The organism is Granulicella sp. L60, from assembly GCF_009765825.1.
GTDB lineage: Bacteria > Acidobacteriota > Terriglobia > Terriglobales > Acidobacteriaceae > Edaphobacter.
The window spans coordinates 1,108,007-1,121,408 of sequence record NZ_LMUR01000018.1 but is presented as its reverse complement, the minus strand read 5'-3'; the positions used below and the strand labels follow the sequence as shown (position 1 = coordinate 1,121,408).

11 protein-coding genes are annotated in these 13,402 nt (G+C 61.0%); 2 read left to right on the top strand and 9 right to left on the bottom strand.

Annotation, left to right across the window (positions count from 1 at the left end):
* Positions 1-65 precede the first annotated feature (65 nt).
* The gene (locus GSQ82_RS14935) at positions 66-923 is read left to right on the top strand and encodes a DUF1003 domain-containing protein (protein ID WP_158793019.1); all 858 of its coding nucleotides are present in this window, start codon (positions 66-68) and stop codon (positions 921-923) included.
* A 458-nt stretch (positions 924-1,381) separates the two neighbouring features.
* Here GSQ82_RS14935 and GSQ82_RS14930 read toward each other — a convergent pair whose 3' ends face one another.
* The 9 genes from GSQ82_RS14930 to coxB form a co-directional block, all read right to left on the bottom strand.
* Positions 1,382-3,130 (bottom strand): hypothetical protein, encoded by a 1,749-nt coding sequence (locus GSQ82_RS14930; protein WP_158793018.1) that lies wholly within the window; start codon positions 3,128-3,130, stop codon positions 1,382-1,384.
* A gap of 181 nt (positions 3,131-3,311) precedes the next feature.
* Positions 3,312-4,145: a cytochrome c oxidase assembly protein gene (locus GSQ82_RS14925; protein WP_158793017.1), complete on the bottom strand. Its 834-nt coding sequence runs from the start codon at positions 4,143-4,145 to the stop codon at positions 3,312-3,314.
* Between the two features lie 232 nt (positions 4,146-4,377).
* On the bottom strand, positions 4,378-5,898 hold the full coding sequence (locus tag GSQ82_RS14920; protein WP_158793016.1) for a cytochrome b N-terminal domain-containing protein: 1,521 nt from the start codon (positions 5,896-5,898) through the stop codon (positions 4,378-4,380).
* A complete protein-coding gene (locus GSQ82_RS14915; protein ID WP_158793015.1) occupies positions 5,886-6,554 on the bottom strand; it encodes a ubiquinol-cytochrome c reductase iron-sulfur subunit in 669 nt (222 codons plus the stop codon). The genes GSQ82_RS14920 and GSQ82_RS14915 overlap by 13 nt, the downstream gene beginning before the upstream one ends.
* 102 nt (positions 6,555-6,656) lie before the next feature.
* A complete protein-coding gene (locus GSQ82_RS14910) occupies positions 6,657-7,403 on the bottom strand; it encodes a c-type cytochrome (RefSeq protein ID WP_158793014.1) in 747 nt (248 codons plus the stop codon).
* Positions 7,400-8,314 carry a hypothetical protein gene (locus GSQ82_RS14905; RefSeq protein ID WP_254061663.1) on the bottom strand — a complete coding sequence of 305 codons (915 nt, stop codon included), beginning with the start codon at positions 8,312-8,314 and terminating at the stop codon, positions 7,400-7,402. Before GSQ82_RS14905 ends, GSQ82_RS14910 begins: the two co-directional genes overlap by 4 nt.
* A gap of 21 nt (positions 8,315-8,335) precedes the next feature.
* The gene (locus GSQ82_RS14900) at positions 8,336-8,941 is read right to left on the bottom strand and encodes a heme-copper oxidase subunit III (RefSeq protein WP_158793013.1); all 606 of its coding nucleotides are present in this window, start codon (positions 8,939-8,941) and stop codon (positions 8,336-8,338) included.
* Positions 8,938-10,626 (bottom strand): cytochrome c oxidase subunit I, encoded by a 1,689-nt coding sequence (gene ctaD, locus GSQ82_RS14895; RefSeq protein WP_158793012.1) that lies wholly within the window; start codon positions 10,624-10,626, stop codon positions 8,938-8,940. The genes GSQ82_RS14900 and ctaD overlap by 4 nt, the downstream gene beginning before the upstream one ends.
* A gap of 24 nt (positions 10,627-10,650) precedes the next feature.
* Positions 10,651-11,652, bottom strand: a complete 1,002-nt coding sequence (gene coxB / locus GSQ82_RS14890) for a cytochrome c oxidase subunit II (protein WP_158793011.1) — start codon at positions 11,650-11,652, stop codon at positions 10,651-10,653.
* Positions 11,653-12,143: 491 nt separating this feature from the next.
* Here coxB and GSQ82_RS14885 point away from each other — a divergent pair, with 491 nt between their 5' ends.
* Positions 12,144-13,400, top strand: coding sequence for an MFS transporter (locus GSQ82_RS14885; protein ID WP_158793010.1), 1,257 nt, complete (start codon positions 12,144-12,146; stop codon positions 13,398-13,400).
* Positions 13,401-13,402: the final 2 nt, after the last annotated feature.

Here is a 13,402-nt window from a genome sequence, read left to right as displayed (position 1 = left end):
GAAACTGTCTGTTCAATTGCATCGTTTGCCGTGCAGAATAGCTGGAGACCCAAACGAGGTGAACGATGGCTTGTAATCCTGCGGACCTAATCCAGGTCCCACTCTTTGCGCTGCTTGACCATGAGGAGGCGGCCGTTCTGGCGGCCCAGGTGGAGATTAAAACATTTGCTGCGCGGCAGCGGATCTACAAGATCGGTGATCCGGGGCGGCATGCGTACGTGATGATGTCGGGCAAGGTGCAGGTGACCACGGTAGACCAGGACCAGCAGGAGGTGCTGGTGGATGAGCCGACGCATGGGGAGCTGTTCGGCTTTGCATCGATGCTGGAGGCGACGCCGCACCAGACGAACGCGATTGCGCTGGAGGACACGGTTTGCATTGAGGTGAGCCGGGAGGACATCGCCGTGCTGCTGGAGCGGAAGCCGATGGCGGGGATGGATATGCTGACGGTACTGGGACGGCAGTTTCATGCATCGCAGGACCTGGTGCGTCTGCGGGCGAACCGAAACTCGAACGATGTGATTGAAGAGGAGATGAGCTTCGGGGACCACATCGCTGATGTCGTGGCGCGGTTCGGTGGTTCGTGGACGTTCATTATTCTGTTTGGCGTGGTGCTGGTGGTCTACACGATGGTGAATATCGTGTTGAAGGGGCGGGCGTGGGACCCCTATCCGTTTATTCTGCTGAATCTATTTCTGTCGATGCTGGCTGCGATTCAGGCTCCGGTGATCATGATGAGCCAGAACCGGCAGGATACGAAGGACAGGGTTCGCGGTGAGCTGGACTACGAGGTAAACGTTCGCGCGGAGTCGGAGATTCAGGCGCTTTCGAGTAAGCTGCATCTGATTACGGATAAGCTTTGCGACATGGATGATCTGCTGAGGACACGGTTGAAGGTCGCGGAGGGTGCGGACCGCGGGTAGATTTCGGCTCGTGTGGAGACGTGGCCTGCCGGCCTGGCCCACTGCACGTGGTGTGGTCACTTCGTGACTTGTATAACCCTTCGGTTGGTCCTCCCGTTGGTCGGAATCAGCCCTCCACTTTGCGTGGGCTACCCCCTCCCCCCTCTATATGGGTTTTGTAAAATATTCCATCGTATGGGCTTAAGTTGTCTATACATCGCTAAATATTTCCAATGAAAAGGGTTATAGGTAAATATCTCCAAATAAAGGAGTTATTTCGATCGGGAAAACCTCCCTCTGGGGGGAGCCTGACTTTATTTCTTCTATTTCTATTGTAGGGTTTTGGGGGAAACTACTACGCAGCCGGTATCTCTATTGGTTTGTGGGGGTTAGGAGCTTCTGGGGGTTGACAGGGTTTTGCCCAGAGGATGAGACACAACCGTGTTGGGCTCTCGACCGAGAGCCCAACATGGAAACGATCAGAAGGTGAAACGACCACCGATGACTGGAGCAAAGTTGCTGTTGTGGAGATAGGGGACACCAGGGCCATGAGGAATGGCGATGGCCATGCCGCCATACACGAAGGAGTACGCAAGTCCTGTAAAACCCTCGAAACGCTTGGTGAAGTGATGATTGGCGTAGAGGGAACCCTCGTTGAGGGCACCCGCGCAGGAAGCACGATAACCCGCTGCCGCCGAGCAGGTCTGCGGAGTACGGAAGTTGTTCTGCAGCTGCCCGTACCAGGCGAAGGTGATGTCGGTCTTGCTGTCGTAGGCGTACTTCACGCCCGTCCACCAGACCCGCAGGATCTTTTCGGTATCGAGGTTGTTGTCTTCGACGCCGCTCAATATGTAGCCGCCCTGGTCCGATGCGCCAACGCCTAACGGGTCGTGCGGGTTGTTCTGCCAGATGTACTCGAAGCCGCCAAAGATCTTGAACTGGTCCCAGGTGTACTTCACCGTTCCCAGGATGGCGTTGTTATCGGTCACGATGCCGTATAAGGTCTCGTCGGTTGAGATCAGATTGGCCCCGTTGATGGGGTTTGTATTGATGCTGTTGGTGGTGGACTGATAGGACTGCGTCACGCTCTGAGGCCCCAGCAGGGGGTTCAATACGCTGATGGCCTGGTTGTAGTGTTGATAGACGATGTCTGCGGATAACTTCTTGTGGCTTGCGCCGACGTCGCCAGCGTAGGCGTTGTTGTGCGCCGTCTCCGGCGTACAGGTGGCGGCAGTCCAGGTGGCGGAGGCTGAGAAGCAGCCGCCATTTCCGTCGGCGAATTTATACATCGCGGCGAGATGGGCCGGGCCATAGGTGATGCGATACTTTACGGCGCTGTCCCAACGGCTGTCCTCGGTGTCGCCGCCGCCGGCCATCGTGCCGTTATAGCCGATGTAGGAGAAGGCATAGCTGCCACCGGCCGGATCGTAGAGGAGCATTACATCAGTGCCGAGAGAGCGCTGACGGCCGAAGGTCAGGGTTCCGAACTTCTCTGAAGAGACGCCGCCGTAGTATTCGTCGTTGAACGGCTGGCCTGCGCGCGCGCCGTCGATGGCGTAGGAGTAGCTACTCCGGGGCAGGCCGTTGTTGACGATGTCGGTCTTTGACGCGTTGGCGAGCAGGCCAGACTGCGGATTGATGCCGGTGGAAGCGTTGAACACAACCGACCAGCCGGGCGCAAACTGTTCCTTGCCCCGGATGCCAAAGCCCGTCTGCTGCAAATTGTTCGGTGCAACAAGGAATCGATGTTCGTAACCGTTTCGGTTCACCAGAGAGGCGCCTTCGTAGTTGTAACCGTTTTCGGGCAGGCCGTGGCTGACCCAGCCGAGGCCGATGTCATACGCACCGTAGATCGTGATGCCGCGCCAGGTGAGCGAGTCGGAGGCCGGTTTAGCTGCATCCGATTCGCTGGCCTGAGAATGAGCTTGAGGCTGGTTGAGGTCGGCGGTCCCGGTGAGGCCTGGGGTGCCACCCACGAGGTCGGCGGAGTTGGAGCCAGCCACAATCAACTTCACGGGATAGTCGACGGGAGCAAGCAGCGAGAGCTTGTACACGCCGTCCGCGCTGGCCTTTGTTGCACCTTTGTCGACGTTCCTGGCTGTCACCGGGACATCGGGAAAGGCTGCGCTTTGGTCATTCCCCGCGCCGGAAGAGCTTGCTGCTGTTTGGGCCCATATGGGGAACGCCCCCATCCCAATCCCGAGAAGAAACAACTTTGTCTTTTTCACACTGCCTCCCAAAAAGTTTGCTGCTTAAGTATCTTGAAATTATTAGTCGATTCTAGTTGATTAATATCGATCATTAGAGTGTTGCGACACGATTCGGTTACATGCGTCGGCGTTCCTGATAGACACGTTTGCGTTGACTGAATTTAGGGTTGGGTCTGGATGGTCGGAGAGCGAGAGGGTATTACCAGGTGCGGGCTTTGGTGTCTTGCTGGAGCAGGCGGACGGTGATGAAGAGAGCAGGAAGAAGGAAGACGAGAGAGCCGAAGATCCACATGATGACGGCGCCGGTGACCTGGTCGGCGAGGGGTGCGATGTGGAATGGGTTGGGCTCGCGCAGGTAGTAGCCGTAGACGGGGCGGTCGCAGAAGGCGAGGAAGGCGGAGAGCGCGGTGTTGACGATGTCGGCGAAGACGAGATAGAGGATGAGGTGCCAGCCGGGGTAGTGGCGACTCGCGGGCCAGGGGCGGATGAGGGGGAACCAGAAGAGAAGAGAGGCGCCGAGGAAGCAGGCGTGTTCGAACTCGTGCCAGTGTTCGTGGTCGAGAGCGAAGTCGTATGCGGTGGGGATGTGCCAGCCGAGGAAGATGAGGTTCATGATGAGCCAGGCAACGAGCGGCGTGGTGAGGAAGTGGCCGAGGCGACGGAGAGCGGAGATGCGGATGAGTGGGCCGAGGATGTGGATGGTGATGGTGCGGGGAAGGCCTCGGAGGAGCGGGACGACGGGGTAGCCGAGGAGGAGGAGCGGTGGGACGAAGGACATGAGGAGGAGGTGCTCGATCATGTGGGCGCTGAGGAGGGCGTCGGCGAAGCCATCGAGCGGGGAGGCGATGGCGAGCCAGATGGTGGCGAGGCCGAGGAGGAAGGCGGCGAGACGCCAGGTGGGGAACTGCGCGGGGCGGGTCTTGCGGATGGCGAACCAGCCGCGGGTGTAGAGGATGGCGGTGAGGAGAAGTGCGGTGGTGACGAAGAGGGGCGGCGACCAGTCGGTGAAGATGGCCTGGTACTCAGGAGGCATGAAGTTAGATTAGTCGAAGGCTGTGCGGTATCGGCCTATAGCACGATGCGGAACTGTTTGGATGTGGTGCGAGATAGGGAGAAATTACTGGCACGTTGAGGGCATTGCAGGTCCTTCGACTGCGCCTCTCGCGATGAGACTGCGAGAGGCTCCGCTCAGGATGACACTTTCTCTGTCAATTCATCACTTCCGCTCAATCCATCACTCCGCTCAGGCTGGGTGTCGAGACTGCCTAGTGGCCGGTGGTGGTGGCTGGTTGGGGAGAGGAGAGGGGTGACGAGGTGGAGTCGCTGGACTGGACCATGCGGCGCGAGGCGTCGATGGCGGGGCTCAGGTCGCCGTGGAGGGTGGAGAGGAAGCGGACGAGAGCGGTGGTCTCGGATGGGTTGAGGGCGTTGCCGTAGGCGGGCATGTTGCCTCCGCCTTGAAGGACCTGGCGGAAGATCTGGTCTTCGGTCATGTGGCCGGCGACGGCGTCGAGCGCGGGTCCGCGGAGGCCGCCTTCGCCGCCGATGGAGTGGCAGTTGCGGCACTGCTTGTTCTGGAGGACGAGTGCGCCGCTGCGTTCGAGCGGGGTGCGGTTGTGCAGGTAGGCGGGCGGGATGGCGTCGCTGGTCCAGGCGTTCATGATGGGGCTCCACGGCGTGTAGGTGCCGAGGCGGGTGAAGACGCCGAGCGCGACGGCGATGACGGTGATCATAAGGACAGCGACGGGGCGGCGGGACCAGTGCTTTTCGCCTTCGCCGGCGAAGATCGGGAGCAGAAGCATGGCTCCGATGCCGAGGACCGGGGCGATGAAGAGGACGGGGGTTTCGAGGTTGGGCGGAAGGTAAGCGAGGACGGCGTAGAGCCAGAGGAAGAAGAAGTCGGGCTTGGGCGCGGTCTGGATGATGGTGGGGTCGGGCTGGCCGGTGGGGCCGAAGGGTCCGAAGTAAAGGGCGCAGGCGATGACGGCGAGGATCATGGCCGCGGCGAAGATGGCGTCCTTCCATGCGGCGTCGGGAACGAAGGGGATGCCGGTCTCTTCGGTGAGCGCGTGGTAGTTGCGGACGTAGGTTTTCTTGTCGACGATGCGGCCGGGCATGGGCCACTCGTTGATGCCGAGGCGGAGGACCATCCAGACGTGGAGGCCGACCATGGCGAGGAGGATGCCGGGGATGACGAAGACGTGGAGCGCGAAGAAGCGGGAGAGCGTGGGGCCGGCGATGATGGGTCCGCCGAGCATGATGTCGACGAGCTGGCCGCCGATGATGGGGACGCGGCTGAGGATGGAGGCGCCGATGCCGAGACCCCAGTAGGCGTCCTGGTCGAAGCGGAGGACCTGGCCGGTGAAGGCCATGCCGAGGGTGAGGAGGAGGAGGAAGACGCCGATGATCCAGGTGAGTTCGCGGGGGAACTTGTAGGCGCCGAAGGTGAAGACCTGGACCAGGTGGATGAGGACGATGGCGACCATGAAGTCGGAGCCCCATCCGTGGATGGCGCGGATGAACCAGCCGAGGCGGATGCTGTGGTCGAGGAACTCGAGGCTGCTCCAGGCGTTGCCCGCGGAGGGAGCGTAGACGAGGGCGAGCAGGATGCCGGTGACGATCTGGAGAATGAGGATGACGGTGGCGCCGCTGCCGAAGACGTACCACCAGCTGGAGGTGCTGGAGGGGACTTCGTGCTCGGCGGCTGCGATGACGGGCGCGCCGAGGCCGAGACGCTGCTCGAACCAGTTGTAGACTTCGATGCCGGTTTGTTTTAGGTCTGGCATGAGCTGCACCTCGGTTCAGTTTTGTCGACGGAGGCGAGACGTGCGGTGGAGTCGGCTCCGAGGATCTGGGTGAGAGGCTGCTCGACCCGGGCCTGATTGGCGAGGGTGGGCATCTTGCCGGCGAAGATCATGAGGTTGTTGTTGGCGATGCGGTGATCGTACTCGAAGAGACCGCGCTCGGGTGGCCCGGAGGCGCGGGAGCCGTCCTGATAGTAGGCTCCGCCGTGGCAGGGACACATGAAGAGTTTGGACTGGGCGAACCAGCGGACGGGGCAGCCGAGGTGGGCGCAGTTGATGGCGAAGACCTGGAAGGTGGTTCCGGAGACGCGGCGGACCCAGCAGGGGATGTCGCCGGTCTGGCCGTCCCATGAGGTGGTGACGGGGTTGCGATAGTTGACGAGGCGGGTCTCGCCTTCGGGGAAGTCGGAGAGTGGGCCGAGGGTGACCCAGGAGTTGCTGCTGCCCTTCTTGTTCAGCGCAGGGCCGAGGAGATAGCCGACGATGGGCACGGCGAGGATGGCGCCTACGGCTCCGTTGAGGAGAAGCGAGAGCTTGAAGAGGAAGACGCGGCGGCTGTGCCCTGCGCTCTTGTCGGGCGCATGGTGCGGCTCGGTGAGGGGTTCCTGGATAGGAGGGGTCGGGTCACTCAATGCCATTGGCGTTCACTCCTGTTCCGCTCCTGTGAGCTTTTTCCGCTGATTTTGCTGATTCCACTGGGACGATGTGCATTCGGTCTGCTCTTCTCTTGCTGTTCTGCTTTACGGGTGTGACGAGTATGGCTGGCCGGGGTTTGCGGTGCGCTGTGAGGCCAGCCAGCTGACGATGTCGGTGACCTGCTGGTCGGTGAGAGGTTGCGTGCTGTCGGTGCGCCAGTCGGGCATTCCCTCGTCGGGACGGCCGGCGACGATGATGCTGCGCAGGTACTGATCGGTCATGAGCGAAAGATAGGCCGGTTGGACGATGGAGCCCAGCTTGCCCATAGTGGCGTCGCCGGGGCCTCCGGTGCCGGTGGCTCCGTGGCAGCGGGCGCAGAAGGTGGTGAAGGCCTGCTGGCCGTGGGTGGGGTCGCCTTTGAGCGTGGTGCTGTAGGGAGGGGGCGTCTGTCCGTTGAGGACGCTGGGATTGCCCCAGGTCTTCACGATGCCATGTGCAAGGATGGTGATCTGCTGGTCGGTCAGCATACCGCCGGAGCTTTGGGCGAAGGGAGGCATGAGGCCACCGGATACGCCAGCGCCAATGTTTCCGCCGATGTTGTCTTCTCCTGCGAAGGCGACGTAGACGGGGTTGCCGAGGGGGATGGATGCGCCTCCGCGGCCGTTCGCGCCGTGGCAGGCGGTGCAGTTCTCTTTATAGAGCGTGGAGAAGTCGAGGAGTTGATCGGGGCGCGCGACTTCCGGACCGGGGCCGGGACGTCCGGGAATGCGGTTACAGCCGCTCGACAGGATGCAAGCCGCAGCGAGAAGCAGGGCGCAGAGCGGTTTGAAGCTGGGCGGGACTGGTCTCATACGTAGTCGTCTTTCTTGTCGACCGGCTTGGTCTTCTCAGCTTCTTCGATCTGTTCAATCTGTTCGATATTGTCGCTGTGGATACCGGCGCGCACGGCGAAGGGCAGAGCACGGAACTGTGGGGTGCGTACGCGGACTTGCAGGTTGACGACGAAGCCGCAGACTAGACCGAAGGCGATCTGCGAGAGGATGAACCAGCGCCAGCTGATCCGGTCGTTCAGGATGGGACTGATGATGCCGATGGCGGAGTAGAGAATGCCGGTCCAGAGCAGAGGCGCGACGAAGCCCGCGGTGAGGATGGGTTTGCGCGGAAACATGGGAAGCATCGCGCCGTAGAGCAGACCGATGAGCACCGAGGTGAGCGCGTGAATGCCGGTCGCGGCGAGCAGGCCCTCCAGGTGGAACTGCGCGAGGAAGGCGTTGCTCTCGCCCGCCCATCTGACAAAGCCACCGGCAGCGAGCAGGTTCACCGCGTACCAGACGCTGTGGTAGCGGGCGAGGCCGAAGACGGCGGCGGGAATGATCATCGCGATGCCGCCGGCGATGCCGCCCTTGATGCCGGAGGTGATGCTGAAGGTCTCGACGGGCAGCAGCTTGCGATGGTCTGCGGAGACGGGAAGCTGGTCGCGCGTAGTGCGCGTGGTGGTGATGGCGAGGATACCCGCTTCGACGGGAACGTCGATGTGCTTCTCGTGGGGGAAGACGTCGAAGAACCATCCGACGATGGCGCGGAGGGTGAAGATAAGGCCTAGCAGGCTGATGACCCAGTGGGTGACCATGCCGGTGATCAGGAGCGAGATGCCGAGCGCGAGCACCATGGGCATGGCGGTGGGCTCGGGCAGATGAACGGTGTCGGCCTGGTGAGCGTGTCCGTGTTGTGCCTGCTGTTGGATCCGGGTTACTTCGTCCATCTGTGCTCCTCCTTTCCTGATTTATCTGCCGATGACGTAGACGACTAGAAAGACGACGACCCAGACGGCGTCGACGAAGTGCCAGTAGAGGGAGAGGACTTCGAGCTTCTCCGAATGAGCTTCGTGGACGTTGCCGCGCAGGGCGAGACCGAAGGCGAGGGTGAGCATGATGAGACCGACGACGACGTGCGTGGCGTGCAAACCGACGAGCGAGTAGTACGTGGTGCCGAAGAGGTTAGTGGTGATGGTGAGACCGTGGTCGTGGATGAGGTGGTACCACTCCTGCGCGGTGGTGGCGAGGAAGATGGCGCCGAGGAGAACTGTGGAACCGAGGCCGAGGATGCAGCCGCGAAGATTATCTTTGCGGAGCGCGCTGACGGCGTAGTGAACAGTGAAGCTGCTGGAGAGCAGGCAAATGGTGCCGAAGATGGGAAGCTCGAGCACCTGCTGCGGGGTTGGGCCGCTGAGGCTCTTGCCCATGTAGAAGATGTAGGCGACGACGAAGATGATGAAGATCGCTGCCTCGGCGATGATGAGGCAGGCCATGCCGACGACGCCGCGGCTGGGCAGCTCCCAGACTGGCTCTCCGGACGCGGTGATCGGAATCGTGCTGGTGGTCTGGCTCATTCGTAATCCGAGTCCGGATCTTCCGGATGTTTGAGGTCCCAGAGGGGACGGCGGCTGTTGACGGTCGGTTCGACCGCGAAGTTGTACGAGGGCGGCGGAGAGGGAACGGCCCACTCGAGCGTCCACGCATCCCAGGGGTCGTGGCCGGCGATGTCGCCCTGGGTGCGAGAGCGGATGAGATTGTAGACAAAGATGAGGATGCCGATGGCCTGGACGAAGCCGCCGATACTCACGATGAGGTTCAGGTTGTCCCAGCCACGGCCGGCCTCGTAGGTGTAGATGCGGCGGGGCATGCCGAGCAGGCCGGGGATGTGCATGAAGTCGAAGGTGAGATGGAAGCCGATGATGAAGAGCCAGAAGTGCCACTTGCCCAGGGTCTCGTTCATCATGCGGCCGGTAACCTTGGGATACCAGTAGTAGAAGGCTCCGAAGAGTGCGGTGAGGATGGCGCCTACGAGGACGTAGTGGAAGTGCGCGATGACAAAGTAAGAGGCGCTGAGCTGCCAGTCGAATGGGGCCGCGGAGAGCATGATGCCGGTGAGTCCAGCGATGAGGAACTGGAAGAGGAAGGCGACGCAGAACATCATCGGAACAGCGAAGATGATCTTGCCGCCCCAGATGGTCGCGAGCCAGTTGAAGATCTTGATGCCGGTGGGCACCGAGATGACCATGGTAGCGAAGACGAAGAAGGTATTGCCCGCTGCGCCGAGGCCGACGGTGAACATGTGGTGGGCCCAGACGCTGAGACTGATGAAGCCGATGCCGACCGAGGCCGCGACCATGGCGGGATATCCGAAGATGGCCTTGCGGGAGAAGACGGGAACGATCTCGTTGACGAAGGCGAAGGCCGGGAGCACAAGGACGTAGACCTCGGGGTGGCCGAAGATCCAGAAGAAGTGCATCCAGAGCACGGCTGAGCCGCCTGCCTGAGTGTCAAAGAAGTGAGACCCGAGGTAGCGGTCCAGGAGAAGCATGATCTGCGCTGCTGTGAGCGGACCGACTGCAACAAAGACCAGGCCACCCTGGACGAGATAGAGCCAGACGAGGAGTGGCATGCGCGAGAGCTTCATACCCTTGCAGCGCAGGCAGAGTGTGGTGGTGACGATGTTGAGCGCGGTGCCGACGGAGCCGATGCCGCTGAGGAAGACGGCGAGGGTCCAGTAGTCGGTGCTGTGGCCCGGCGAGAAGACCTTGGCCGTAAGAGGAGCGTAGGCGAACCAGCCGATGTCCGGGGCAGAGCCGGCGCCGTACAGGCCGCTTCCGCCGATGTAGCTGAAGTAGAGAAGAATGCCACCGAAGGCGGATATCCAGAAGCTGAAGGCGTTCAAGCGCGGAAACGCCATGTCGCGCGCGCCGATCATCAGCGGGACGAGGTAGTTGCCGAAGCCGAAGAGGATGGGCATGCCGACAAAGAACACCATGGTGGTGCCGTGCATGGTGAAGAGCCGGTTGAAGACCTGGGGCGAGACGAAGTGGTTATTCGGAACCGCGAGCTGAATGCGGATCAGCATGGCCTCTATGCCCGCGATGACGAGGAAGATGAGGGCGTAGGCGATGTACATCAGACCGATCTTCTTGTGATCGACCGTGGTGACCCAGTCGTGCACCACCTCGAGAACCAAGCGTCGTGGCCGGGTCGTCGGGGTCTCGTCGATTGCTTCCCATACGGGATTTGCGTTCGCCATGCGGCACTGCCTTCGGGTAGAGGATTACTGAAGCGTTGTGAGGTATGCGGTGATGACGTCCAGGTCGTGCTGATTGAGGTGCATGGACGGCATGAGCGCGCCGGGTTTCATGATGTTGGGATCGTCGATCCAGCTGCGGAGGTTCTCTGGCGTGTTTTTGATCGGTCCTGCGCCGATGGTATCGCGGCTGGCAAGATGGGTAAGGTCGGGGCCGAAGCGGCCGTTGGCGATGGTTCCGGCGACGGTGTGGCAGTTGATGCAGGCGCTGTGGAGGAAGACCTCTCGGCCCTCTGCTGCTACGGGGTTGGTGAGGTTCTGCTGGGCCGACTGCTTCTGTTGGGCGGCCCATGCGGCAAACTGTTCGGGAGTGTCGGCGTAGACGCGCAGGAGCATCTTGGCGTGCTGGGTTCCGCAGTACTGGGCGCACTGGCCGAGGTAGAGGCCGGGCTGCGGTGGATCGACCCACATGGTGTTGAGGCGGTTTGGAATGACGTCCATCTTGCCCGCGAGCCGTGGAACCCAGAAGCTGTGCGCTACATCGGCGGAGGACATCTCGAGGTAGGTGGGGGTCGGCTTGGAGGGATCGCTGATGGGGATGTGAAGCTCATTCGCGGTGACGATACCAAGCTTCGGGTAGCGATACTCCCACCAGAACTGATGGCCGATTACCGTTACGTCGAGTGCGCTGGCAGGCTTCGGAATGGCCTCGGTGCCGAGGATGATGCGCGTGGTCGAGAGAAAGAGCATGACCACGATGAGGATGGGAATGACCGTCCAGGATAGCTCGATCTGATTGCTGCCGTAGATCTGGGCAGGCTCGCGCGTGGAGTCTTCCGGACGATGCCGGTAGCGGATAAGCGCATAGAGCAGAAGGCCACCGACTACAAGGAAGATGCCCAGCGTGACGGAGAGTACGAGCGTCGAGAGGCCAACGATGGAATGGGCCGGGGTTGCGGCAGCATCGAACATGTTGGTCGGCGACAGGGCCGGCGACTTGGCAAACGCGGTTCCGACAAAGAGGGACATGCCGCAAAACAAGGCTCGGGCGGGGGTGGCGAATCTGGACCGGCGCTGTAGGAGAGCAGGTGTCATGGCAGGTTGTGAGGAAAAAGACAAGGCAGTCTAACCTCGAATCCGCTTGCGATGGATTGCATGATGCAAAAAATGTGCCTAAACAGATGCTACCGCAGGATGGCACTTCCGTATGAAAAGATTGCGCAAATCTTTCCTGCAAAGATCTCTCATAGCGTGACTTGCGGACCAAAGGCAAAGGTAAGTGTGCATCATTTTCGTATAAAGAGTTTTGTCTGCCTCTTTGACTCCGAGGATGACAAAGCCGTTGCATGTTTTTTGCAGGATGTTTTTAGGGCTGGCAGAGACCGCAGTCTTACAGAGTCTGAAGCATTCGTGGATTGCAATTAGGAACGCTGGGATGAGTCTGAGCGTGTGTCTAGGATAAGTCGATCTTGTTGCGTATGCTTTAGCGAGTTTCCGTTCCAGTCTCTCAAGGGGTGAGGATGTCCAACGATGAGCCGTCTGCAGGCCGCGAGGCCAGTGTGACCCAGAAGAAGGGATTGATCAGCGATCACGCGGCGGCGGTGACGGCAGGTTTTTCCGGTTGGCTGCTGGACGCGTTCGACTTCTTTCTGGTGACCTTCTGCCTGACCGCCATGGCGAGGGAGTTCCACAAGTCAGACGCGGAGATCGCGCTGGTCATCACGATGACGCTGGTCTTTCGCCCTGTTGGAGGCTTCGTCTTCGGCCTGATGGCAGATCGCTACGGGCGACGGCTTCCGCTGATGATCAACATCGGTTTCTTCGCCGTCGCGGAGATTCTTACCGGCCTCGCACACAGCTATACCGCGCTGATTATCGTGCGTGCTCTGTTCGGCGTGGTGATGGGCGGCAACTGGGGAGTTGGAACCTCGCTGGCGATGGAGGGTGCGCCGGTGGGCAAGCGCGGTATGCTCTCGGGCCTGTTGCAGGAGGGCTACGCCGCTGGGAATGTGCTGGCCGCAGTCTCGTATTTCTTTCTCTACGGCCGTGTCGGTTGGCGTCCGCTGTTCTTTCTCGGCAGTGTGCCGGCAATTCTGCTTGTGCTCTTCATTCGGTTTCGCGTGAAGGAGTCGACCGTTTGGCAGAAGGCGCGCACGAGGAACTGGGGAGAGCAGGGACGTGAGATCTTCTCGCATTGGAAGCTCTTTCTGTATCTGCTAGCGTTCATGACGATGATGCTCTTTGCCTCGCATGGGACGCAGGATATGTATCCGACCTTTCTGCAGCGCGAGTGGCACTTCAGTCCGTCGCGCCGAGCCGCCATCACGGCCATCTCCGGCGTGGGAGCGATCCTCGGCGGCATCTTCTTCGGCCACTTCTCCGATAGGCTGGGCCGCCGTCGCACGATCATCATCGCGTTCGTTCTCGGGATACTGCTGATTCCGCTGTGGGCCTATGCTCCGACGCAGGCGCTGCTGGTGACGGGCGCGTTCCTGATGCAGTTCATGGTGCAGGGTGCGTGGGGCGTCATCCCGGCTCATCTGGCCGAGCTCTCTCCCGACTCGGTCCGAGGCCTGCTGCCCGGCTTTGCTTACCAGAGTGCCGGAGTGATTGCCAGCACCGTGGTCTATATCGAAGCGGCTTACGCGGCGAAGACCAGTTACGCAACCGCGATGGCCCTGACGGCGGCCAGCGTATTTATTCTGGCATGCATCATGGCCGCTGTTGGACGGGAACGACGCGGGCAAACCTTTGGAGCAGAACGAACTCACTCGTAGGA